We start from the raw sequence: 24,185 nt of genomic DNA on the forward strand, positions 1-24,185 counted from the left end.
AGAGCGGACCCGATCAGCACCACGACGAACGACAACCCCGGCGCGCCGATCACCGCAGCCAGAGGCAGCAGCGGCCCGTCGGATTGACCGAATGCGATGCGGCCCCAAGGGAAGCCGCCGAACGGGACCCGAGATCGTGCCGCTTCCATCGCCACCCAGGCGCTCGCCACCCAGACCGGCGCCCACGGCAGTCGGGACATCCGATCCGCTACCGCACCGAACAGTGCCACGAAGAGTGCTTGAACGACGGACAGCGCCAGCCACGGCACCGATCCGACGTACTCCCCCACCCACGGCAGCAGAGGCACGAAGAACGCCGAGCCGGCGACGAAGCCGTAGCCGGCCCCCGCACGCGCCCCTCGCCCGCGCACAGCCAACAGCAGCATTGCAAGTGCTACCGGAGCGAGAAACCACAGATCGATGGGCGGGAATGTGGCATACAACATCAGCCCGGATGAGGCGGCGGCGAGGAGCCGGATCCACGCGCGGACTCCGTTGCTGCCGGTCACCCACCGCGCCCGGCTCGGGTCGTAGACGAGAGGTCGAGGCCCGGGCTCGATGCCGGGAGCCGATCTCATGACGGCACGCGCGTGCAGCCGGTACCGGAGGAGCCTCTGCCGTTCATCAACTACTATGGTGCATAGTATTTTATGTGATGGCAACTCTGCGGCGGTGACCGATCCCCTTCCGTCGACACCCAGCACCTGTCCGAGATACACACCCGAGAACGAGGATCCGTGAACCGCTCGCCCACCACGTCTCCCACGCGGCTGCGTGCTTACGCAGTGACTCTCGTGCTGACATTGGTCGCTACCGCGCTGACCGTCGACTACTGGGCGCAAGAAGCATTGGTCGGCTCTCCGATCCCACTACCGATCCTCGAATTGCGGCTCGCCTTCAACCGCGGAATGGCCTTCAGTCTGGGCAATTCGCTGCCCCTATGGGTGATCGTGTCGGTCACGGCGACGATCACCGCCGGGGTCGCGGCCTACGGATGGCACAGCGCTCGGCACGGGGAGCAGTGGACCACGGTGGCGCTGGCGTTGATCCTCGCCGGCGCGCTGTCCAACGTTCTGGACCGGCTTGTCGACGGTGCGGTCACGGACTACTTTCACACCGGTTGGTGGCCGACATTCAACCTCGCCGACATCTACATCACCTGCGGGGTGGTGCTGATGATCGGGGCGGCACTGGCACGCGAGAGGGCACAAGGGTTGCCCCTCTGCCCGCAGTGCCCGACAGCGCCGGATCGTGAACGTGCATGAGATATCTCGGCGTTCGAATCGAATGCCCTGCAGTGCACATACATTCGCGACAGGACAATCATGCTGATCCGCTCGAACAGTGAGGGTGATCGACACCGGAACTGCTCGAAACATAGTCGACTACAACCACCGACACGCGATCGTCGCCTCTCGCTCACCGAGGCGTACCGAGGGGAGCCTGCTGTATGAGCGAGGACATCCCGGCGCTACCGCGCCGTATTTTTCTCGCTACGAGCTGCGCTACAGCGTGCCTGACTGCCGCCGGATGCAGCGTCGGCGAAGCCCCGTCCGGTGAGGACACCGCTTCCGACGGTCCCGTCACCTTGTCGGTGAACGATGTTCCTGTCGGCGGTGGAATCGTGCTCGCCGACCGGCAGGTCGTCGTCACCCAACCGGAACCCGGTATCTTCCGGGCCTTCTCGGCTATCTGTTCTCACCGAGGGTGCACAGTGAACCGAGTTCGCAACGGCACGATCGAGTGCCCCTGCCACAACAGTGCGTTCTCGATCACCGACGGGGCGGTCATGCGCAGCCCCGCCACCGAGCCACTGCCGAACCGTGCCGTGACCAGAACCGTCGATACCCTCACCGTCGACTGATCCATCACCGGGCGCGAACATGCGAGGTGGACGGGTTCGGGGTGAACGGTCTCGACCGGGCCGATGTGCGGCACTCGAGGACCCACTCTGTGCCCCCACCCGACGGGTGCCGGTTCGGTACATCGCTGCCGTGTCGACGACAGCACAGCGTGCCGATCGCGCACCGGGTCGAGACCTGCCTACCAATTGACCTCTCGGCACCGGCCTTCGCCTTCCCGGGGTTCGACCTGCACAGTGGCGTGTTCGAGACCGAACTCGTTGCGGAGAACCTGCTGCGCTGCAGCGAGCACCCGCGGTGTCTCGGCCTCCGGGGCGACCGTCAGATGCGCCGACGCGACCTCCATCCCCGACGTCAGTGTCCATATGTGCAGATCGTGCACCTCTTCGACATCGTCGACATCGGTCAGGGCCCTTTCCACGGCGGCGACATCAATGCCCGCCGGAGCATGTTGCAGCAGAATTCGTACGGCGTGACGGCCCAGGTTGAACGCGCGTGGCAGGACGAACACGCCGATGGCGACCGCGATGACCGGGTCGGCGTACCGCCACCCGAACAGGACGGTGACCAGTCCGCTGACCAGTACGCCGATCGAGCCGAGCATGTCCGCCATCACCTCGAGATACGCACCCCGAACATTGAGGCTGTCCTTGGCGCCGCTGCGCAGCAGGACGAACGCGATGAGGTTCATCACGAGCCCGAGGGTGGCCACCGCCATCACCGGGACGCCGGGGACCTCGGGCGGATTCGTGATGCGTTGCGCGGCTTCGTAGAGAATCCAACCGGCCACACCGAACAGCAGAAGTGCATTGAACAATGCGGCGAACACCTCGGCTCGGTAGAGCCCGAACGTGCGGGCAGCCTTGGTCGATCGTCGCTGTGCGAGTGTGATCGCCACGATCGCCATCAGCACCCCGAACACGTCGGTGAACACGTGTGCGGAATCGGAGAGCAACGCCAGCGACGAGGTGGACAGGCCGACGACGACCTGCGTCACCAGGGTGACCGCCCCCAGACCGACAGCGATCCACAGTCGCCCGAGGTGCTTACCGGACGCGCTGGCCGGTGAACCCGGCTCTATCCCGTGGCCATGTCCGTGCCCCATCGTTGCTCCTTCGTCGTGTCAGATCCGCAGAACGACAACATATTGCGATATGCGCATACATGCAAGTGTTGAAGGATCATCCGGCGGTGGCTGCCCGGACTCGTACAACTATCATTCGTAGTAGTTCATTGTCGGCGCAGGTCGGACTGCCTCGCGCCCATGCCGGAAACACGATCCACCGGGAAGAGGCGCACACCATGGCCACCGAAGCGGCCCATTCGACCCGCGGCGCAGTGGATCGACGCTCCGGATCGCAGGTGATGGTGCTGTGCGCAGCGATTGCCGCGGTGGTCGCTGCACTGCTCGCAGCGATGTCGACGTCGCAAGCGCTCGTGCTGTTGGGTCTGCCCGATCCGGGCCCGATCACCACGTACGGGATCCCGGCACTGACCGCGATCGGCGAGGTGGCTGCCGTCGTGGCGGCGGGGTCGCTGCTCCTCGCGGCATTTCTCGTTCCGCCTCAGAGGTCGGGTGTGCTCGACATCGACGGGTACGTAGCCGTCCGCACCGCGGCGAAGGCCTCCGCAGTGTGGGCGGTGTGCGCGGCGGCGTTGGTGCCGCTGACACTCTCGGACGCCTCGGGTCAACCTGTCGGATCCGTTGCAGCGCAACCGGTGCAGTTCCTCGGTGCGATCGGCGATGTCGAGGCCTCCACTGCATGGGCCATCACCTCTGCGGTCGCGGCGATCACCGCCGCAGCATGCGCGGCGGTGTTGCGGCATCGATGGACCCCCGCCTTGTTCGCCCTGTCGATGCTCGCGTTGATCCCGCGCGCGGTCACCGGCCACTCCTCGACCGGCGGCAATCACGACATCGCGACGAACTCGTTGATCCTGCACATCCTCGCTGCCGCGCTGTGGGTGGGCGGACTCCTCGCACTTCTCGCTCATGCGCTGCGCGGAGGTGGGCACCTTGCCGTCGCGACCCGCCGCTACTCGACGCTCGCTCTGGTCGCGTTCGTGATCATGGCGGTCTCCGGAGTGGTCAACGCTGCCGTGCGAGTGCCCGTGACGTCGCTGTGGGATTCGACGTACGGCGCTCTGATACTGGCGAAGATCGCAGCTCTGGCGATCGTGGGGACCCTCGGGTGGATACAGCGACGACGAACGGTCCGCGCTCTGGCTCACGACCCCGCGAGGCGCAGATCCCTGATCACGTTGTCGATGATCGAGACCCTCGTTCTCGTCACCACCGTGGGCCTGGCGGTCGCACTGGGCCGCACTCCCCCGCCCCCGCCGCAGGACACCTCGCTGCCCCAGGCGCACGAAGAGGCCTTGGGCTACGTGTTGGACGGCCCGCCCACCGCTGCGCGGTTGGCGTTCGAGTGGCGTTTCGACCTGGTGTTCGGCTCCGCGGCGGTGATCGCGGCCGTCCTGTATCTGGTGGCCGTGCGGCGCCGTCGGCGGGCAGGCCTGTCATGGCGGCGGCGGTGGACAGCGAGCTGGTTGGCGGGTACTGCGGTGCTGCTCGTGGCGACCTCGTCCGGGGTCGGGTTCTACAGCCCGGCGATGTTCAGCGTGCACATGGCGGGACTGACCGCGGTCGCCGTCGCCGTGCCGTTGCTGTTGGTCCTCGGCCGACCGGCAACCTTGTTCGCCTCGGTCCTGCCGACCGCGTCGGCCGCCGAAGCACCGGGCTCGCGCGAATGGCTCCGGGCTGCATGGCAGAGCCGAGCAGCCCGGATCGCGATACACCCGTGGGTCAGCACCACGGTGTTCCTGAGCAGCTTCTACCTGCTCTACCCCGGCGGACTGTTCGACACCGTCGCCGACTCGCATGTGGCACACATGGTGATGAAGGGCTGGTTCCTGACCGTCGGGATGGTGATGTTCTGGGGCACGGTCGGCGAAGACCCGGTACCGAGACCGATCGCGGGACTGACGAAGTTGCTCGCGAGTATCACCGCATTGGCCGGGTTCGCATTCTTCCTCGTCGTGACGATCGATCTCGAGACCGCGCTCGGAGCGAGCTTCTACAGCGGACTGCGTCTGGACTGGAACGCAGACCTGCTGGCCGACCAGCGGCGCGGCGGCACTCTGGCGTGGGGCATCGGGGAGTTGCCGTTGCTCGCTGCCGCGGTTCTCGCCGCGGTCCGGTGGTCGGCGGCCGACGAGAGCGCGGCACGGCAACGAGACCGCCGAGTCGACGATCAAGGTGATACCGAACTCGAGGCGTACAACACCATGCTCGGTGGCCTGTCCTCTCGGCGCGATCACCCCTGATACCCGAAACGCCCAGCCCTGTTCCGGTGCGGATGTCGTAGCCCGGCGGGATGTCGTAGCCCGGCGGGATGTCGTAGCCCGGCGGGATGTCCTCCGAGGACCGTGACCAGCGGTACGGACGAATCCGGGTCGAGTGGGATGGAAAAACTATGCTCGATAGTAGTAACCTGTGGCCTGACCGTCACCATTTCGTTATCTCGAGCGAGGCCACGGCCTCGTAGCCACCAAGGATTGTGATCTTGGCCCGACACCGCACACCCGATCCGATCGACGACGACTACGCAGCGCCGGCACCCGGCGTCGCGGTCTCGATGCCCGTCGGCAACAGGCCGACGGCGCTCATCGATCACCCCCGTCATCGACACGCCGGGTTCGCACCCTCGCGTTTCGTGACCGAGTCGCCCGCCGAGACCGTGTACTCCGACAATCGGTCGCAGGACGAGCACACGCCTTCGGCGCAGACGCCCGCACCGGATGTACCCGCTCACGCGGTCAGCGCCGCCTGGGACACCGCGGCCGCGGACACTGCCGCGTCGATGTGGGTGCACGTGGCCGGTCCGGACGAGACGACACACGGCGACGGTGGCCGCGATGTAGTGCAGGCCGTGTCGCGACGTGCTCGCCGCGGACTTCATCGCCGCCGGGTGCCGAAGCCGGGTGGCCGCGCCATCGCTGCGTCGGTCGCGGTCGGTGCCTTTCTGTCCGCGGCAGCGACGTCTCCGAACACCGGGTCGCAGGACAGTGTGGCGCTCAGCGCTGCGAGTATCGATAGCCCTCCCGCCGGCGTCCTGCCGCCGAGCCCGGTCGTCGCCTCACCCCCGCAGGTGTTGCAAATGCCCGATCTCGATGTCGGCCGGCTCGCGCAGCGCATGACCGAGCAACTCGCCGAGGGGGGAGTTCGGGCGGCGGAGCGCGCCGCACGCGATGCCGAGGCGCGGCGCCCGCTCTCGGTGGTGCCGGTGTCGGGCACATTGACCTCCAGTTCTGGGCCGCGTTGGGGGACAACGCATTACGGACTCGACATCGCCAATACGATCGGGACGCCGATCGTATCGGTGACCGACGGTGAGGTCATCGAAGCAGGGCCGGCGCAAGGGTTCGGCCTGTGGGTGCGTATTCGTCAGGACGACGGCACGATCGGGGTGTACGGCCACATAGACCAGGCGCTCGTCACCGCCGGTCAACGCGTGAAAGCCGGCGAGCTCATTGCTACGGTAGGCAACCGAGGCCAATCCACCGGACCCCACCTGCATTACGAAGTGTGGCAACCCGACGGTGCCAAGTCCGACCCGACGGCGTGGCTGTCGGCACGCGGAGTCGATATCACCTGACACGACGAGGAAAGAAGAACTGGCGATGAAAAGGCTCGGTGATCTCGAAGCGGAGGTGATGAACGTGCTCTGGCAATGTGATCGACCGCAGTCGGTCCACGACCTGCGTGAACGCATGGCCGACAGAAACCCCGCCTACACCACGATCCTGACCGTCGTGACCCATCTCCACGAGAAGGGGTGGGTCGAGCGGACCAAGCAGTCACGCGCCTATCTCTACTCGCCCGTGCAATCTCGGGCCGAGGCCACCTCGCAAGCGCTGCGCGAAATCCTCGACACCAGCACCGACTCGGCCGCCGTGCTGATGCATTTCGCGAAAACCGTCACCGACGACGAACTGGACGCCCTGCGGGGGAACCTGCCGGACGCGAACCGGTGATCGTCGCACTGGCATTACTCCTCGCCGCGACCCTGGTGGCCGTTGCCATGCCGCCGCTGCTGACCTCACTCACCCGCACCGTCGGCCCCTCTCTCGCCTTGACCGCTTGGATCGGCAGCATCGCCGGGGTGCTGTTTCTCGTGGGATCCGCGGTGGCGGTGTTGCTCTGGCCCGGCCATGCGCCGGCCGAGGGCATGGTCGAACTCGCCGTCCGCTGCCTGGGCTCGCTGCAACACGCGGCCCAGCCGTGGATCGGGGAAGCGGTCGCCGGGGCATCGGTCGTCCTCGCGGCGTCGGCATCGGCGCGCGTCCTGCGCTCGACTCGCCGTCAGCTTCGAGCGCGGTCCAAAGTCCGCGACTATCACCGCGATGTCATCGCCGTCGTGGCGCGCACGGACCCCGGACCCGAACCGATCATGTGGCTCGACCACCCACTCCCGCTGGCCTACAGCATCGACGGTCGCCCCGGCTACGTCGTGGCCACCGAAGGCCTGCTCGCCCATCTCGATCCCGAACAACAGCGAGCAGTGATCGCACACGAACGTGCCCACCTGCGCGGGCGCCATCACCGCATCGTCAACATCTGCGAGATCCTGGCCAAAGCGCTTCCTCGCGTTCCCCTCTTCGCCGCGGCACCCGCGGCGGTACGGGTCCTGGTCGAGGTCGCAGCCGACCGGTCCGCGGCCGCAGTCACCAGCGCCGACACTGTACGTTCGGCATTGTCGACGGTCTCGCAGGCGCATTCTGCGCGGCCACTGTGGGCACTGGGCCTGATCGGGGACTCGACCACCGAGCGGTTGCATCACCTCGACACGAGCGCGCAAACACCGAGCCGAACCCGAGCGGGCGCTTATGCTGCCGCCGCCGTGCTGCCCCTCGTCGTGCCGGCCGTGTTGGCCGTCGTCTCGCTCAGCGCGGTCTCCGCCGCAGCGTGCGCGGTCCTGCTGATCTGAACAACCCCAAATACTATGCTGCATAGTATTTGGGTTACACTGGCGGACGCGTCCTGTAATTCGCGTGCGACACGAAGGTGGTTCCATGACGGCGCTGACATCTCCTCCGGCTGCGCCGGCGGTTCGCCCCTATCCACCCCGCGGGGCCCGCAAGGGGTCGTTCCTGCACACGATGGTCACCACCACCGATCCGAAGGTCATCGGACTGATGTACTTGGTGACCTCGTTCGGGTTCTTTCTCGTCGGTGGCCTGATGGCGTTGATCATGCGCTCCGAGCTCGCGGTCCCGGGAATGCAGTTCCTCTCCAACGAGCAGTACAACCAGCTCTTCACCATGCACGGCACGATCATGCTGCTGCTCTACGCCACCCCGATCGTCTTCGGCTTCGGCAACTACATCCTGCCGCTGCAGATCGGCGCACCCGATGTCGCCTTCCCCCGGCTCAATGCCTTCTCCTACTGGCTGTACCTGTTCGGCGCACTGGTCACCACCGCAGGTTTCATCAGCCCCGGCGGTGCCGCAGACTTCGGCTGGACCGCGTACACCCCGTTGAGCAGCGCCGTCTACTCCCCCGGTATCGGATCCGACCTGTGGATCGTGGGCCTGCTCGTCGCCGGCCTGGGCACCATCCTGGGCGGGGTCAACATGGTCACCACCGTGGTGTGCCTGCGCGCACCGGGAATGACGATGTTCCGGCTACCGATCTTCACCTGGAACATCCTGGTGACCTCGATCTTGATCCTGCTGGCGTTCCCACTGCTGACCGCAGCACTGATGGGCCTGCTCGCCGACCGTAAACTCGGCACCCACATCTTCGATCCCGCCAACGGCGGAGCGTTGCTCTGGCAGCACCTGTTCTGGTTCTTCGGACACCCCGAGGTCTACATCATCGCGCTACCGTTCTTCGGAATCGTCTCGGAGATCTTCCCGGTCTTCTCCCGCAAACCCATCTTCGGGTACAAGGGGTTGATCTACGCCACCGTCGGCATCGCCGCCCTGTCCATCGCGGTGTGGGCGCACCACATGTACGCCACCGGTGCCGTGCTGCTGCCGTTCTTCTCGTTCATGACCTTCCTCATCGCCGTGCCGACCGGGGTGAAGATCTTCAACTGGATCGGCACCATGTGGCGCGGCCAGGTCACCCTCGAATCCCCCATGCTCTTCTCCATCGGATTCCTGATCACGTTCGTCTTCGGTGGACTGTCCGGAGTGCTCCTGGCGAGCCCGCCCATCGACTTCAACGTCACCGACACCTACTTCGTCGTCGCGCACTTCCACTACGTCGTGTTCGGAACGGTCGTGTTCGCGACCTACGCCGGCATCTACTTCTGGTTCCCCAAGATGACCGGCCGCATGCTCGACGAACGACTGGGCAAGTGGCACTTCTGGCTGACGTTCCTCGGCTTCCACGCCACCTTCCTCGTCCAGCACTGGCTCGGCGCCCAAGGAATGCCGCGCCGCTACGCCGACTACCTCCCGTCCGACGGATTCACCACCCTCAACCAGATCTCGACCGTGGGATCGTTCGTCCTCGGGGCCTCGACGCTGCCGTTCATCTGGAACGTGTTCAAGAGCTACCGCTACGGCGAAGTGGTCACCGTCGACGACCCCTGGGGCTTCGGTAACTCCCTCGAGTGGGCGACCAGTTGCCCACCCCCGCGGCACAATTTCATCGAGATGCCCCGGATCCGCTCCGAGCGGCCGGCGTTCGAGCTGCACTATCCGCACATGGTCGAACGCATCCGCGCCGAGCAGCACGTCGGTGGCCCGCACTCGGATTCGATCGCGCCCTCGGAAGTGATCACCGAAGCGATTGCCGGACCGGACGTATCGAAACGGCCGGACGTCGACAAGTAACACGGTCGACCGACCCCCGTAGGCTCACACCCCCTTACTACTAGTGCGCATAGTAGTAAGGAGAATCAGTACGACCAGAGGAGAACCGAACGTGAAACGATGGATGCTGGTCGCCGTGCTCATGTGCGGCACAGCACTGTTCTCCGCGGCCCCGGCATCGGCGCACAGTGAACTCGTCAGCTCCGACCCCCCGGCCGATGTGACGCTCGAGTTCGCACCGATCGGCGTCGGCCTCAAGTTCAATCAGGACATCAACGAATCGTTCGCGACCATCAGCGTGGTAGGTCCTGGCGATACTCAGTGGACGCAGGGTACGGCCACGGTCGAGGGCCCCGACGTATCGGTCCTGCTCGAGGACGGCCTACCCAACGGGCAGTACACCGTCGGCTACCGCGTCACCTCCGCGGACGGGCACCCGATCACCGGGTCGTACGGCTTTTCGGTCGACGTCGCGGAGACCGCCACCCGCCCGGACGCTGCTGCACAGCAATCGCAGGGCGGTGCGACCTCGCCGGCTCCCTCGACCACGCCGACGCAGGCCTACGATCCGAACAACCCGTCCGCCAGCGAGGACCGGCCACCGAAACAGAACACCATGATGCTGCTCTCCATCGTGGGCCTGACTGTCCTCGGTCTCGCTGCCATCGCCCTGACGTTGGTGATCCGAGGCAAGGACAAGCAATGACAGGGGCCCGATGAACATCGCCGCCGTAACTCCCCCGGAAGGCCCGCCGACCCTGGCAGCGTTGCTGAGCTTCGATCTTCCGCCGCTCCCGATCCTGCCGATCGCCGGCATCGTCATGGCCGGACTGTACTGCTGGGGGCTCTACCGGATCCGCGGCCGGGGTATCGCATGGTCACGGTGGCGGAGTGCGAGTTTTCTGCTCGGCTGCGCGGCGCTGGTCCTGGTGACCGGACTGCAGGTCGAACGCTACGGATACAGCCTGTTCAGCGTCTTCATGTTCCAGCATCTGACGTTGTCGATGACCATCCCACCGTTGTTGGTGGTGGGTTCGCCCGGACGACTTCTGTTGCGTGCCACCGCTCATCACGGAGCCGGGCGGTGGGTACTGATCGCGGCGCTGACGGGGTTGCGTAGCCGCGCCGGGCGCATCGCACTACATCCAGGTCTGACGATCCCGTTGTTCCTCTTCAGCTATTACGGGCTGTATCTGTCGTCGATCTTCGATGTTCTCGCCATCACAGTCATCGGGCACGTATCGATGGAGATCTTCTTCTTCGCCAGCGGGCTGCTGTTCATCATCCCTGTGCTCGCCGTCGGCCCCCTCCCCGTTCGGCAGAGCAATCTGGGCCGGTTGTTCGACCTGTTCGTCGAGATGCCGTTGCATGTGTTCTTCGGTGTCATCCTGATGATGTCGAGCACCCCCATGCTCGCCACGTTCGCCTCCCCTCCCCCGCAGTGGGGTGTCGATCCGGTATCCGATCAGAAGCTCGCCGGGGCGCTTGCGTGGTCCTACGGTGAGCCGGTGGCCCTGCTGGTGGTGCTCATCTTCTGCATTCGGTGGAACCGGGACGAAAAGGAGGAATCGGCTGCCGCGGACCGGCACGCCGAAGAAGACGGGTACAGCGAACTCAACGCCTACAACGACTTTCTGAAAAAGATCGGTAGCGAGACCAGTCAACGGACCTGAGCTGTCGCGGCCGTCCCGCGCTCGGGGACTGCCGCGAGCTCATCGCCTGATCGCGCTTACTGGCAAGGGCCTGATCGGGCGCATTCATCGCGCACGTGTGCCCACCCCGATTCTGGCTCCACGCTCACCGAGCCAGGCTTGCGGATCGACCTTCTGTCCCGCGGGAGAAGTCGCCTCGAAATGCAGATGCGGACCCGTCGAGTTACCGCGGTTCCCGACCTCTGCAATCCGATCGCCCTTACGGACGCGCTGACCCACCGTGACCGAATTTCCGTTGTTGTGCCCGTAGGTGGTGATCGATCCATCGTCGTGTCTGATCCGAACCCACAGCCCGAAGCCCTGTGCGGGCCCGGCGCTGATGACCGTTCCATCGGCCGCGGCGACGATCGGTGAGCCCAGTGAGTCGGCGATGTCGACACCGCCGTGTTGTGTCCCGCTTCGGGTGCCGAAATTCGAGGTGACCAGTCCGCTGCTGGGTGCGACAGCAGACGCAGTACCTCGGGAGGTGGCCGAGCCACCGGACGTGGAACCGCGCTGCTGTGCTGCATCAGGAACAGAATCTTCGGGCGCGGTCGTCTCGGATGCGGGAGGGGTGTCGGTGGTGCCGGGCACGGGCGAATCGCGGCCGGTGTTGCCCGTCACCGGATCCTGTTCCCCACCTCGGTCGCCGTCATGCGGGACTGCGGGGTCGAGGGCGTCGACCTGGAGCGATGCGGCGATACGAAGGGCCAGGAGTGGGTCGAGAGTCGCCAACGGGGCCAGGCAGGACAGGGACTGCGCCGGGGCATTCGAGACTCCACGGGCGATGGCGTCGACGATGCATCCTGCCGACGCGGACACCGGGCCGGCGGTGTCCGCGATGACGCCGCCGGCCTGGGCGGCGGCCCACGTCGAGGATGCGAAGGCTGCGAGGTCTGCCACCGCGATCGGATCGGTACCGATTGTCGCGGCCCGATCGGTCAGGCGGATCAACCGGCTGACGGCGTCGGCGGTCTGCTGACCTTCGACCTCGTCCCCGGACTCCACGGCCGGTTGACCCGGATTCGCTTCGGCTACCGGGGCGTGCAGGAACACCGCACCGAGTGCGGCACCGACGATCACGTATGTCCGCGCACCTCGGCATGCGCGACGTCGCCCGCCGCTCGGCGTCGTCTTTCCCGCGTTGTTCACGTGGTCACCCCACCCTTCTCGTTGAATGCCGGTCACGATCGCAGTGGATGCCGTGTCGGCCGTGGGTCAGTGTTGCGTGATCCCATCGACACCACAAGCCCCTTCTGTCACACTCTCGACTGCATTCGTCGCTGTTTCGCCTATCGATTCGGCGTCGAAAGTGAGTGCTTTGCACAGTAACTCGACGATTCGACGCCTTTTCATGCGTGCCGATGCCGGTCATGGGGGTCATCCCAATCGTTATTACTATGCAACATAGTATTTAGATATCGGCGTCAGCTCTCCGGCAACGGTGAGACCCCGTGTGCGCTCAGCAGGACATCGATCTGACCGACCTCGGCGGTTTGCGCGGAGGCGATCGAGCCCGCGAGCGCGGCGACAGCGGGAACTGTCGCGTTCGCTGCTCCCTGCTCTGCCATCGGGATTCCCCCACGATGGTGGCGGCGGAGCAGTTGTAGATACCGGCCGTCGAATTCTTCGGCGTTCATCCGGCGAAGTGCCGTCAGCTCGGCGGTACTGGCCATGCCGGGCATCGACGTCGCGTCCTGTCCGCTGTCGTTCGCGGACGCGCTCATGTCCATCGGGTGACCCCCTGTCGAGCTGGCCCCGGTCATCCACGTCATCGTCGGGCCGTCGGGCAGATATGGCCTGTCCCACAGTGTCAACCAGCCTTGCATCGTGCCGACTTGGCTCTGCTGCGAGGTCAACACGTCGAAGGCGAGGGTCCGGATGACCGGATCCGTCGAGCGTCCCAACGCCATCGCCGACATCTCGATCGCCTGGTTGTGATGGACCGACATGTCCTGCGCGAAACCCACATCCACCGAATTCGATGCCGGTACGGCCACTCGTGCGCTGTCCGGTGTGAGCAGTACGCCGATGAGGACGCCGGACAGGACGAGAGCTGTCACCGCCAAGCCGATGAGCAGTGCCCTGGGCCTGGATCTGGGTCCCGTTTCCGCGGCGTCATTCTGTGCACTGTCGTTCTGTGCATCGTCGATCTGGGCATCGTCGGCCTGGCCGTGCACGGTCATCGACTCCCCTCCCCCATCGGCGCTGGCGCACTGTCGAGGGCCGGGTCTTCCTCGAGGGGCACCGCGTCCGGTCCTGGCTCGCTGGCGTCGAACGGCGGCGGGTTGTCGGGATCGAACGCGCCGGGAATGGTCGAGCAACTGGCTCCGCTCTCGGGGTGGGTCGAGGGGTTCTGTCGCAGAGCAGCGACGAACTGAGTGATGCGCCGGTCGGAGGCATTGTCGAGCTCGAGTCGATGGCCCCACGACTGCAGCGTGATCGGTGCCGTCAGGCCCGGGTAGGGCGACATCATCGTGTAGGGCTCGCCCTCGACCCGCCCGGCGAGTGAACCGACCTCGTCGGAGGAGACCCGGTTCGGGTCGTACGTCACCCACACCGCCCCGTGTTCGAGCGAATGAACCGCGTTCTCGCTGCGTAGCGGGACGGGGTACACCACTCCGGTACACGTCGCCCAGGTCTGGTCGTGAGGGCCGCCGAACGGCGGACTCTGATCGTAGGCAACTCTCTGAGCTGGTTCGACGTGCCGCGCGGCCGGATACTCGACCTCGACGACGCCGTCGATGCCGCGGGAGGGGTCCGGGTCGTCGGCGGTCGGCGCGAACCGCTCGGCCTGATTGCGTTCGAGGACGCGGGGGGCCAGGTTGTATCCGATCGCACCGACGAGCACGACGATGACGACACCCGCGCCTATCACCGCCCAGGGAGCGCGCACGCCCCCGGGCACTCCGGCTGGGCGTGATCGCCGAGTCGAGCTCCGTCGGCCTCGGGCGGGGTTTCTGCTGCTGTTCATATTGCTCCTCCATCAAATACTATGCACCATAGTATTTGAATCAAGGTCCCAGGAAGCCCCTACGCACGACAGGACGGCCGATGCCGGTGTTCCGCGCACCCTCAACTGCTCGCGGGCAGCTTGCCCTTCATGTGCTGGCCTACAACGGTGCACGCCTGCTCTTCGTGTGTGTCGCCGCAGGAGTGCTTTTGGCCGTCGACGCACTGACGAGCCTTGACATTTCCTTCGTGTTGGTACTGCTTGGCGCACTTGCAGCAAGCCTGCCGCTGTCGGCACTGACCCTGAGGAAGCTCCGCCGAACCATCAATGCGGACATCGAAGCAGTCGATCGCACGCGCTCGATCAAGAAGCGAGGCCCCGCGGCGGGACGACCCGGCACCGACAAACCGTGACGTCGGCGCACGGACTTCGGCGTTGGCGTTGGCGTTGGCGTTGGCGGATCGTCCGTGTCGGTCACTGTTCGCCGACCCATTCGACGGACGCTTCGGCGTCCGGCTCGATGTCTAGTAGTTCCAGGGTGCGGTGCATCAGAGTCTCGATCCGATACTCGAGATCATCGACGAGGTCAGGCACATCGGCCAGAGCGGCGTGGGCACGGCGGCGGGCATCGACACCGATTAGCTAGTAGTCCGAGCCTGGTGCAGCTGACACCGGGTGCGGTGGTGTGCCGGTGACGTCAGTTTCCCGCTCGCCACGACCGCGTCGCCACGACAGGGGCGGGCGTGGATCGCGCCGGGGCAGTCGCCCGGAGCGGTGAGCAGCGATGACCGCCCCGACCGCTACCTGGGGCATCGGGTCGGCGGGAAACGGCACGACCCCACCGGTCGATCGGAACGGCGACGGGGCCTGGACGCACCGGCCACCTGCACATACCGGGAAAAGTCTCCCCCGGTACGTGCTCGGTGAGTAGTAGCGTCGAGGGGTAGCGATAGAACCGCAGGACAGTACGCCAGCGTTCCCACATCTCGGCGGGACGGAAGCCTTCCGACTCATCGGCTGATATCCGGACACTGTGCCGCCCACCGATCCACAGGGATGGAACTGACCACGCGCGGATGGGCCGCGAGTTCGTGCTACTTGAGCACGCAAATTACACCGCTGGGTGGGCTTGTCACCGAGGTCGGCAGACGAGGTGCAGGTGGGAGTTCGATTGCTTCCGAAGGGAATACGAACACCGAAGAACCGCCGAGTGAGCTGCACCTCATCGACTTGCGGCTCCGTACACGGCCGGGAGACTTGGTTGCATGACATCTTCTGTGGCACTCAGCCGCGAAACAGCCGTCGGCGCGGAGGCGCGACTGTCGTGGATACTGTCCGCGCTGGCCGGAATGGTGGGTGCTGTCGCATTTCTGCATTCGGCGGGGTATTTCGTGACGTTCATGACCGGCAACACCGAACGCGCCGTCATCGGGCATTTCGGCAGTCCGGAAGGTAAGCCCGTTGCACCCGGCGCATCGCCGTGGGCGGCGCTGGCTTTGATGGGTGCCTTTCTGGCGGGAGTGGTGATCGCGTCGATCTGCCGCCGCCGATACTGGTCCAATCACCCACACGGAGCAACAGTTGTCACGACCATCGCCCTCGCCGCGGCAGGGCTCATCGATATCGGGATATCCGGCTGGGCGTCCGACGACGTAAATTTCTATCCCATTCTGTTGGTTGCGTTCGCTCTCGGCGCGCTCAACACAGCATTCACGAAACGAGAAGAAACCTACATCCCCCTGAGCTACGTCACCGGCACCGTCGTCAAACTGGGCCAAGGGATCGAAAGACACCTACTGGGCGGCGGTACTTACCTCGACTGGCTTTGCTATGCAATGCTTCTCGGGTCCTTCGCAGCCGGAGGCGCAGCCGGGGCTCTGATCGGTGCCGCGATCACCGGACCTCAAGTACTCCTGGTTACCGCAGCCATCAGCCTGCTTGCAAGCATCTTCACCTTCACTCACACCGAGCGACGATCCCTATGGGGATAGGTCTATTCCCGGCCAGCGAAAACCTACGGGTCCGCGCTCCCGAGATCGTTCTGCTCCACCGGCGGACTCGACCAACAGAAACACTGTCGCAACGTGAATCAATCGGTTTGAGCGTGTGGAGAGGATGTTCGATACACACCATCTCTCGCTTGGCCCTGATCTCTTCGCCAAGGCGTCAGCGATGCCGGTAGTTGCTAGGTGGGTTGGGAGGTCGGTGCCGAAACCGTCAATAGTCGGCGACGCCGACGAGCGAGCTCGGTTTCGCAGCTACGTCGTGCACGGCCGCATCGGTCCCCGTGTGCGATCCGGATCGGAGCCATTGCCGACGACGGATACGGCAGATTCTGGGTCTCCCGCTGTGGACAACCGCGGGTGGTTCGCCCGCATCGCTACGCGTTGGCCATCGCGCTCGGTGGGTCGATCGACGAGTCGGTGAACGCATTGCACATGTCCGACAACCCGATCTGTGTACGAGTGACGCTGGACGAGGCGCAGCAACAGCCTCTTCACGTGGTCGACGGGAACCAATCGCAGAATCTGCGCGACATGGCCGCGAAAGGTCGCGGCGGTGGACGCCGCCGACCCGGGCTTTGGTACGGGCCGGATCGAGCCGCACGGGCGACGCGCGCCGGTTGCGTACGGCGGTACGCCATGGCCGAGACGACGTATCGGTGCAGGCAGCCTACTGAAGAGCGGTACACCCACGCTGTTCTCTCTAGCGTCGACGGATCGCAACCCACAGTCCGCAACGTCGGCAGATATAGGCAGCTCCCCCTGCCAGGGAGTGCAACTTCACGGTCGGGAAATCGCGACCACAGCAGGAACAGGCCGAGGTGCCGTCACTCTCACTGGACAGATTCATGAGCAAGCCCTTTCCGTCGAGAGTGACGGGAGAAGTTCGGCACTCCGTCTCCTTCCGCGTAATCGAATTCTACGACCTGTGCGCTGCCAACTTCAGCACGGATATACCGTGGGTGGATGGAGATCACCCTGCAGTATTTCGACGGTTGCCCGAACTGGACGGTCACTGCTGAACGGTTGCAGCTCCTCGCCGCGGAACACTCGGACGCCGTGCTCGTCTATCAACGCGTGGACACGGTGGACATGGCCGAACAGGTGCGTTTTCGTGGCTCTCCGACCGTTCTCGTCGACGGCGTCGACGTCATGGGCGACACATCCGCCGCAGTCGGTCTGGCCTGCCGTGTGTACATGACAGGTGACGGGCCGGCGGGTGCGCCGAGCATGGCTCAGCTCCGGGAAGCCATCCTCGGCTGACACCCGAATCGGGATACCCCAGGGGGTACTCATTGGTATCGTCGGTGACATACAGTCAGCTGATCGGCATGGTCGACGGGGCACAGCTCCGGAGGCCGGTTTGCTGAAAGCACTGACGGTGTTCGGCGTGCTGTTAATGCCTTCGGTGACACCGAACAATGAAGGTGATACAGCCGTGCTCGGGGGCCCGCATCCCTTTTTGAGTGCGGAGTCGCGGACGTCGCTGAATCCGGCGGTCGTCGATCCGACGAGATGTCCCGTGCGGGCGTTCTTCATCCCGCAGATGCGGGCCGTCCCGTCTCGACGGACCAGGGATCGACGCAGTTCGCAACCGTCGACACCGACGGCAACCTGATCGCCTTGCATAACGACGCCCCCGCACCCGAGGGACAGTTCTACCCGTCGCTCGACGGACGAGGGCGCACGATTGAAATTGGCTCGGCGCGGCGACTGCCGTCACCACTGACCGATCGACCCGCTCTTGGCAGGACCACTCAAGAGCCCATCGGACCACACATGATCACACCCGCAGCGGCGAGGGCACCGAACACGATCGGACTCGCGGTGATCGAGAGGACGATCAAGGACAGTTGGGTGCGGGCCCGCGCGTGCACGGGGGTGGACACAGCGACGGTGAGGCGATGAGCACGAGCGAGCACGTCGCCTCCGCTCGCGCCGAGGGCACCCGCGGGAGCGACGGACGAACCAGTGAGGGCGAGCAGACCACCGAGTAGCGCCCGCCGACCATGGGAGCGGGCAGCGCTGTCGTCCGCGCACATCTCGAGCAGCAGGGCGATCTCGGTCGCCCCGTCGCGGAACAACCGCATCCATGGAGCTGCCGCGGCGAGTCCGCGAACAGAGGCGAGCAGCAGGTGATGGCGACCGATTAGGTGAGCACGTTCGTGCGCCAAGACGGCGCCTAACTGATCCGGGACGAGTGCATCCAGGGCACCAGTAGTGATCACGATGGTCTTCGGACGGCCAGCAACGCAGTAGGCGAGCCGATCCGCGGTGTCGACGACCACCGCGTCGGTACCGGGCAGGCGTTGGCCGATCACCCTCGCCGTCCGGGCGTGGCGAAGCGTGTGCGTTCGCATCCGCAGCATGCCCCGCCCAGCCCTCCACACCACCAACGGAAGCGCCGCCGCAGCGACCGCGGAGACTGCTATCAGTGTTCCCTGAAGCAGTGCTGCGGCACGGCCGTCGATCGACCGGAGCACCTCGACGACGCACGCTGACACCCAGTGAGCGTCTCTGTTCCAATGCACCGCTTCGGTGACGAGCATGATCGCCGCGCCGGTCCAGGTCAGGATCACCACCGCCATTGCTGCACTCCAGGCAGCTATCCCGAGCTGCGGAGCGATGCCCCGGCGGGTCAGTCGCGCGAGCACAGGCGGACCGGCTACCGAGACCACGAGCCCGTAGAGCAGCAGGCACAGAGTCAGAGTCATCGCGACTGGCCGGGGTCGGTCAGTCTGCGCAACGCTCTTCGCACACGCTCCGACTCTTCGTCGCTCATCTGCTCGACGAAATGGGTGAGCACCAGGTCCGACTTGCCGCCCGCAGCGAACGCGTGACGCATCAGCCGGGCACTGTGCTCCTCGCGAGACAACGTCGGCCAGTAGTCGAACGCCTTGCCCCTACGGGTGCGCTCCAACCAGCCCTTACGGTGCAGGTTGTCCATCGTCGACATCACCGTGGTGTAGGCAATCACCCGCTGCTCGGCCAATTCGTCGAACAACTCCCGCACGGTGCTTCGCGCACCGCGGGCCCACAGGCGATCCATCACTACCGCCTCGAGTTCACCGAATCCGTTCACCCGCACCTATCGCCTCCTGCCCTGTCGTCTCCTGATCCTAGGGTCGTCGGTAACACGACATCTACTATCTATGTACGTACTCAGTATATGGTCGTGATGTCCCGTCTCCTCGGGACCAGAATTGAGGGAGATTCCGATGACCGAACTGATGACCAACCTGCAGACGTGGTGGGATTGCCAGATCATGATGGCCACCGGCATGTGTGGGGACATGTGCGCCGCAATGATGTGTTGCTGACCGGCTGACGACCTGCGATAGGATACTTCCCCCGACTTCCCGAAAGTCGGGGGAAGCTTGCCGGGCGAGCCTCTCGCGCGGCGTCGTACAGAACGAATCGACAGGGCGAGCGCAGTCTTTGACGATTGCGTACGGACGAAGACCAGGCTTGCCGAAGCCCTGCTGATCTGATCTCGTAACTCTCCTCGGCGACGGGGTGCCGGCGACGACGCTGCGCTTCCACGAAAGCGAGGGGCTGCTGCCGGCGGACCGAGCCCCGAACGGGTACCGCGTCTACGACAAACGAGCACAGCAACGGTTGGCGTTCATCACCGCCGCGAAAAGCTCGAAACTGACGCTGCCACAGATCAAGACGATGCTGCGCGCATGGGAGAACGACTCCTGCGCCGCTGTGAAGACCGGGCTGCGGCCAACACTGCGCGAGCACATCACCCGGGAGGAGGAGTCGATCGCGCAGCTCACCGAGCTGCATGCCGCAATGACCGGTGCGTTCGATCGTCTCGACGACACTCCCGACGCGTCGGCGCGCCGTTCGACCCGCAATGCAGCTGGTTGACCTCGGCCTCCTCGCCGTCTCGGACGGATTCGGCGAGTAGGGAATCGAAAGCGCCTTCGTAGCAGGTGCCACCGCGATCGGGAAGTCGGCGATCTCGACCGCGCCGTACGGAGCAACTGCGGTTTGTCGCGTGCGTCCGCAGGTCCGGTGACCGGGTCCCACACCACGGAGGTGTTCTTCGTCGTGCCGTCGTCCTGTCTCAGTACGGCACGACGAGGATCGGACTCGTGCCGACGAGACCGGGGCCGAGCATTCACGCATAGCGATCATACCGGGCTTAGATGCTATCATCGTTGCATGACGATCAATAAGGATGGCCGCCTGCCCGGCGGTTCCACGTCGACTTTCGATGCGGCAGTGTCGTTGTTCCACAGCCTTTCCGATGCGACACGGTTGGCTATCGTTCGCCGTCTCGCCAGCAGGGAGGTGCGTGTAGCGGACCTGGTGAGCGAGCTGGGGCTGGCACAGTCGACGGTATCGGCGCACATGGCGTGCCTGCGGGACTGCGGATTGGTCGTCGGTCGCCCCCAGGGCCGGCAGGTGTTCTACTCCCTCGTCCGGCCGGAACTGTTGGACCTGCTCGCTTCGGCCGAGACCCTCCTCGCCGTCACGGGGAACGCGGTGGCACTCTGCCCGGTTTACGGCACCGCGCCCGCCGGGTCGGCGGTGACCGGATGAGCGACGCATGCGGCTGCGGCCACGACGAACCCCGCCTGGACGGCGACGAGGAGCACGAACCCGACAAGCTGTGGCAGATCACCGAGATCCGAGCTGCCGCGGTGGCCGGTGCACTGCTGGCGGCAGGGCTGATCATTGACTGGATCGGCGGCCCTGATCGGCTGACCCTGGTGCTCGAATCACTCGCGTTGATCGTCGCCGGCTACACCTTCGTCCCGTCGACCCTTCGGCGGCTCGCGCGCGGCAAGATCGGTGTCGGCACCCTGATGACCATCGCGGCGGTCGGTGCCGTGATCCTTGGTGAGGTCGGCGAGGCCGCGATGCTCGCGTTCTTGTTCGCGATCAGCGAGGGCCTCGAGGAGTACGCGGTCGCCCGCACACGGCGAGGTCTACGGGCACTGTTGTCCCTGGTTCCCGACACCGCCACAGTCCGACGAGACGGCCTCGAGCAGGCGGTGTCGCCGACCGAGTTGATGCTCGGGGAGATGATGATCGTCAAGCCCGGCGAGCGCATCGCCACCGACGGCACCATCCGCCGCGGCACCACCGCGCTCGACACCTCGGCGATCACCGGCGAATCGGTGCCCGTCGAGGCCGGGCCCGGCGACGACGTGTATGCCGGGGCGATCAACGGAACCGGCGTTCTCGAGGTGGAGGTCTCCGCACATGCCGAGGACAACTCGCTGGCCAAGATCGTCCGGATCGTCGAGGCCGAGCAGTCCCGCAAGGGTGAGGCTCAGCGGTTGGCCGACACGATCGCCAGGCCCCTGGTGCCGGCAATCATGGTCGCCGCCGCCCTCATCGCCGCCGTGGGCAGCCTGCTCGGCGAACCACGGGTATGGATCGAACGCGCACTGGTCGTCCTCGTCGCCGCCTCACCGTGCGCACTGGCCATCGCCGTCCCGGTCACCGTCGTCGCGGCGATCGGCGCCGCCAGCAAACTCGGCGTCCTGGTCAAGGGAGGCTCAGCTCTTGAGGCGCTGGGCCGCATCCGCGTGATCGCGCTCGACAAGACCGGCACCCTGACCCGCAACAAGCCGGTCGTCATCGACGTCGCCACCGCGGACGGTGCGACCCGCGAACAGGTCCTCGCCGTGGCCGCAGCGCTGGAAGTGCGCAGCGAGCACCCCCTGGCCGCGGCGATCCTCGCCGCCGTCGACGACCACACACCCGCCGACGACGTCGTCGCAGTCACCGGAGCCGGCCTCACCGGCCGCCTCTGCGGCGACGACGTCCGCCTCGGCCGACCAGGGTGGATCGACCCCGGCCCGCTGGCCGCGGACGTGGAACGGATGCAGCACGCCGGAGCCACCGCCGTCCTCGTCGAACAGGACGGCCGCACCCTCGGCGCGATAGCGGTCCGCGACGAACTGCGACCCGAAGCCGCGGAAGTCGTCGCCGGTCTCCGCCGCGACGGGTACCACGTCGCGATGCTCACCGGGGACAACGAACGCACCGCCCGCGCACTGGCCGCCGACGTCGGCATCGAGGAGGTCCACGCGGATCTGCGACCGGAGGACAAAGCACGCATCATCGGCGACCTGAAGGGCCGCCGGTCGACCGCGATGGTCGGCGACGGCGTCAACGACGCCCCCGCACTGGCCACCGCCGACCTCGGTATCGCCATGGGCGCCATGGGCACCGACGTGGCCATCGAGACCGCCGACGTCGCCCTGATGGGTGAGGACCTGCGGCACCTGCCGCACGCCCTGGCCCACGCGCGCCGATCCCGACGCATCATGCTGCAGAACGTCGGGCTGTCGCTGGCGATCATCACCGTGCTGATGCCGCTCGCCCTGTTCGGAATCCTCGGCCTGGCCGCGGTGGTGCTGGTGCACGAACTCGCCGAGATCGTGGTCATCGCCAACGGAGTCCGCGCCGGCCGCACCCACCCCCTGTCCGCCGCAGCGGTGCCCGCACCTGCCCCGGCAGCAGCCGAGGCCTGGACATGAGCCCAGACCCCACTTCGGGCCCGATGCCGGGTGTCTCGACCGGGGGACGCTCGGCGACTCGATCCCGGTGGACCCTGGCGATCGTCGTCGCCGTCCTCGTCGCGGCGGCACTCGCGGCCGACCCCGTCGCCCGCCGCGCACTCTCCGACGGCCGCGTCATCGAACTGGGGTTGCTGCAACTCAGGCTTGCCTACAACAGCGGTGTCGCCTTCAGCGTCGGGAACGGGCTGCCGCCAGGGGTCATCATCGCGGTCACCGCCATCATCACTCTCGCCATCGCCGTGTACGCGTGGCGCACCGTCCCCGTCGGCTCACTGACCGGGACGGTGGGGCTGTCGGCGGTCGTCGCCGGAGCGGCCGCCAACGTCATCGACCGCGCTGCCGACGGCCGCGTGACGGACTACTTCCACACCGGATGGTGGCCCACCTTCAACCTCGCCGACACCTACCTCACATGCGGCGTAGTCCTGGTCGTCCTCGCGTCGCTCCGGGAGGGCCGAACCCGCGTCGATCCCACGGGCACGGAGCAACGATCCGTATGACTGCTCCCCGACCTCGAATCCGATCGACCTCCATGACGGTCGCGTGCGGCACCGGGGGCGTCCGGTTACATCCTCACCGACGCCCGGTGCGGCAGTGATCACCACCATCGCCGCGGCAGTGGCGATGTTCGCCGGCACCAACATCGACGACATCGTCGTGCTGACGGTGCTGTTCGTCGCCTCCGCCAGCCAGGGTAGGCCGCGGGCGTGGCAGATCGTCACCGGCCAGTACCTCGGCCTGATCACCCTCGTCGCGACCAGCGTCGTCGCCGCTCTGGGACTGGTGATCGTGCCGCAAGAATGGGTCGGGCTACTCGGTGTGCTGCCCCTGTCGCTGGGGCTCTGGACGCTGATCCGCTGGCTGCGCAGCGACGACGAGGACGAACCCCCGGTCGCTGCCACCGGAATGGCAGGCGTTGCTGCCATCACCATCGCCAACGGTGCCGACAACATCGCCGTCTACACCCCGGTCTTTCGGACGCTCGGTCCACCACAGACCGCAGTCACCATCGCCGTGTTCCTGATCTGCGTCGGGATCTGGTGCTACGCCGGCAGGCTGCTGGGCACTCGCAGGAAGGTCGTCGACACTCTCGAACGGGTCGAGCACTGGCTCGTCCCAGCGGTGTTCATCGGCTTGGGTCTCTTCATCCTCCTCGAATCCGGAGTTCTCGCCCGGCTGATCGCCGCCGCGTCATGACCGACACCCGCTCGCGCGCAGCCTGCGGAACCGCTACGGCCCGACTCAGATCGGTTCCCGCCACCGCCCGGTGGCGTCACCTCCATGCCATCGATCGAAGCGTG

23 protein-coding genes and 1 pseudogene are annotated in these 24,185 nt (G+C 65.9%); 17 read left to right on the top strand and 7 right to left on the bottom strand.

The window, feature by feature from the left end:
• Positions 1–578, bottom strand: a pseudogene (locus MTX35_RS24485) (apolipoprotein N-acyltransferase); the annotation flags it as partial.
• A 159-nt stretch (positions 579–737) separates the two neighbouring features.
• On the opposite strand from MTX35_RS24485, the gene lspA reads away from it, so the two are divergent.
• Both lspA and MTX35_RS24495 read left to right on the top strand, forming a co-directional pair.
• Positions 738–1,265 (top strand): signal peptidase II, encoded by a 528-nt coding sequence (lspA, locus tag MTX35_RS24490; protein WP_052061206.1) that lies wholly within the window; start codon positions 738–740, stop codon positions 1,263–1,265.
• Between the two features lie 185 nt (positions 1,266–1,450).
• Entirely contained in the window at positions 1,451–1,864 is a 414-nt protein-coding gene (locus tag MTX35_RS24495) for a Rieske (2Fe-2S) protein (RefSeq protein ID WP_008720941.1), read from the top strand.
• Between the two features lie 179 nt (positions 1,865–2,043).
• On the opposite strand, the gene MTX35_RS24500 is transcribed toward MTX35_RS24495, so the two are convergent.
• The gene (locus MTX35_RS24500; protein ID WP_008720942.1) at positions 2,044–2,967 is read right to left on the bottom strand and encodes a cation diffusion facilitator family transporter; all 924 of its coding nucleotides are present in this window, start codon (positions 2,965–2,967) and stop codon (positions 2,044–2,046) included.
• Between the two features lie 197 nt (positions 2,968–3,164).
• Here MTX35_RS24500 and MTX35_RS24505 point away from each other — a divergent pair, with 197 nt between their 5' ends.
• From MTX35_RS24505 to MTX35_RS24535, 7 genes are all read left to right on the top strand, one after another.
• A complete protein-coding gene (locus MTX35_RS24505) occupies positions 3,165–5,189 on the top strand; it encodes a cytochrome c oxidase assembly protein (protein WP_032373357.1) in 2,025 nt (674 codons plus the stop codon).
• A gap of 536 nt (positions 5,190–5,725) precedes the next feature.
• Positions 5,726–6,520, top strand: coding sequence for a M23 family metallopeptidase (locus tag MTX35_RS24510; protein ID WP_080733228.1), 795 nt, complete (start codon positions 5,726–5,728; stop codon positions 6,518–6,520).
• 25 nt (positions 6,521–6,545) lie between these two features.
• Positions 6,546–6,899, top strand: coding sequence for a BlaI/MecI/CopY family transcriptional regulator (locus MTX35_RS24515; protein WP_027494220.1), 354 nt, complete (start codon positions 6,546–6,548; stop codon positions 6,897–6,899).
• Entirely contained in the window at positions 6,896–7,852 is a 957-nt protein-coding gene (locus tag MTX35_RS24520; protein WP_008720986.1) for a M56 family metallopeptidase, read from the top strand. The genes MTX35_RS24515 and MTX35_RS24520 overlap by 4 nt, the downstream gene beginning before the upstream one ends.
• A gap of 85 nt (positions 7,853–7,937) precedes the next feature.
• The gene (ctaD, locus tag MTX35_RS24525) at positions 7,938–9,710 is read left to right on the top strand and encodes a cytochrome c oxidase subunit I (RefSeq protein WP_072692203.1); all 1,773 of its coding nucleotides are present in this window, start codon (positions 7,938–7,940) and stop codon (positions 9,708–9,710) included.
• A 91-nt stretch (positions 9,711–9,801) separates the two neighbouring features.
• A complete protein-coding gene (locus tag MTX35_RS24530; protein ID WP_008720475.1) occupies positions 9,802–10,395 on the top strand; it encodes a copper resistance CopC family protein in 594 nt (197 codons plus the stop codon).
• 10 nt (positions 10,396–10,405) lie between these two features.
• A complete protein-coding gene (locus MTX35_RS24535; RefSeq protein WP_008720478.1) occupies positions 10,406–11,362 on the top strand; it encodes a cytochrome c oxidase assembly protein in 957 nt (318 codons plus the stop codon).
• Positions 11,363–11,446: 84 nt separating this feature from the next.
• Here MTX35_RS24535 and MTX35_RS24540 read toward each other — a convergent pair whose 3' ends face one another.
• The 3 genes from MTX35_RS24540 to MTX35_RS24550 form a co-directional block, all read right to left on the bottom strand.
• On the bottom strand, positions 11,447–12,568 hold the full coding sequence (locus MTX35_RS24540; protein ID WP_243597413.1) for a M23 family metallopeptidase: 1,122 nt from the start codon (positions 12,566–12,568) through the stop codon (positions 11,447–11,449).
• Positions 12,569–12,807: 239 nt separating this feature from the next.
• Positions 12,808–13,566, bottom strand: coding sequence for a DUF305 domain-containing protein (locus tag MTX35_RS24545; RefSeq protein ID WP_008720482.1), 759 nt, complete (start codon positions 13,564–13,566; stop codon positions 12,808–12,810).
• Positions 13,563–14,354 (bottom strand): DUF3105 domain-containing protein, encoded by a 792-nt coding sequence (locus MTX35_RS24550; RefSeq protein WP_032373348.1) that lies wholly within the window; start codon positions 14,352–14,354, stop codon positions 13,563–13,565. Before MTX35_RS24550 ends, MTX35_RS24545 begins: the two co-directional genes overlap by 4 nt.
• A gap of 80 nt (positions 14,355–14,434) precedes the next feature.
• On the opposite strand from MTX35_RS24550, the gene MTX35_RS24555 reads away from it, so the two are divergent.
• From MTX35_RS24555 to MTX35_RS24565, 3 genes are all read left to right on the top strand, one after another.
• Entirely contained in the window at positions 14,435–14,746 is a 312-nt protein-coding gene (locus tag MTX35_RS24555; RefSeq protein ID WP_008720486.1) for a DUF4229 domain-containing protein, read from the top strand.
• An 852-nt stretch (positions 14,747–15,598) separates the two neighbouring features.
• Complete coding sequence (locus MTX35_RS24560; protein ID WP_008720488.1) at positions 15,599–16,324, top strand: YoaK family protein; 726 nt, start codon at positions 15,599–15,601, stop codon at positions 16,322–16,324.
• A 978-nt stretch (positions 16,325–17,302) separates the two neighbouring features.
• Positions 17,303–17,599, top strand: coding sequence for a hypothetical protein (locus MTX35_RS24565; RefSeq protein WP_008720468.1), 297 nt, complete (start codon positions 17,303–17,305; stop codon positions 17,597–17,599).
• Positions 17,600–18,093: 494 nt separating this feature from the next.
• On the opposite strand, the gene MTX35_RS24570 is transcribed toward MTX35_RS24565, so the two are convergent.
• Together MTX35_RS24570 and MTX35_RS24575 are read right to left on the bottom strand one after the other, a co-directional pair.
• Entirely contained in the window at positions 18,094–19,050 is a 957-nt protein-coding gene (locus MTX35_RS24570; protein ID WP_008720467.1) for a M56 family metallopeptidase, read from the bottom strand.
• On the bottom strand, positions 19,047–19,424 hold the full coding sequence (locus tag MTX35_RS24575; protein ID WP_008720466.1) for a BlaI/MecI/CopY family transcriptional regulator: 378 nt from the start codon (positions 19,422–19,424) through the stop codon (positions 19,047–19,049). Before MTX35_RS24575 ends, MTX35_RS24570 begins: the two co-directional genes overlap by 4 nt.
• Before the next feature lie 428 nt (positions 19,425–19,852).
• Between MTX35_RS24575 and MTX35_RS24580 the strand changes: the two genes are divergently transcribed.
• From MTX35_RS24580 to MTX35_RS24600, 5 genes are all read left to right on the top strand, one after another.
• Complete coding sequence (locus MTX35_RS24580) at positions 19,853–20,212, top strand: MerR family transcriptional regulator (protein ID WP_008720465.1); 360 nt, start codon at positions 19,853–19,855, stop codon at positions 20,210–20,212.
• 297 nt (positions 20,213–20,509) lie between these two features.
• Positions 20,510–20,890, top strand: coding sequence for a helix-turn-helix transcriptional regulator (locus MTX35_RS24585; protein ID WP_008720464.1), 381 nt, complete (start codon positions 20,510–20,512; stop codon positions 20,888–20,890).
• A complete protein-coding gene (locus MTX35_RS24590) occupies positions 20,887–22,842 on the top strand; it encodes a cation-translocating P-type ATPase (protein WP_243597414.1) in 1,956 nt (651 codons plus the stop codon). Before MTX35_RS24585 ends, MTX35_RS24590 begins: the two co-directional genes overlap by 4 nt.
• Positions 22,839–23,384 carry a signal peptidase II gene (locus tag MTX35_RS24595; RefSeq protein WP_008720462.1) on the top strand — a complete coding sequence of 182 codons (546 nt, stop codon included), beginning with the start codon at positions 22,839–22,841 and terminating at the stop codon, positions 23,382–23,384. Before MTX35_RS24590 ends, MTX35_RS24595 begins: the two co-directional genes overlap by 4 nt.
• A gap of 94 nt (positions 23,385–23,478) precedes the next feature.
• Positions 23,479–24,081, top strand: coding sequence for a cadmium resistance transporter (locus MTX35_RS24600; protein WP_008720461.1), 603 nt, complete (start codon positions 23,479–23,481; stop codon positions 24,079–24,081).
• Positions 24,082–24,185 lie beyond the last annotated feature (104 nt).

The sequence above is a fragment of the Rhodococcus sp. ARC_M12 genome, assembly GCF_022810385.1.
Lineage (GTDB): Bacteria > Actinomycetota > Actinomycetes > Mycobacteriales > Mycobacteriaceae > Rhodococcoides > Rhodococcoides navarretei.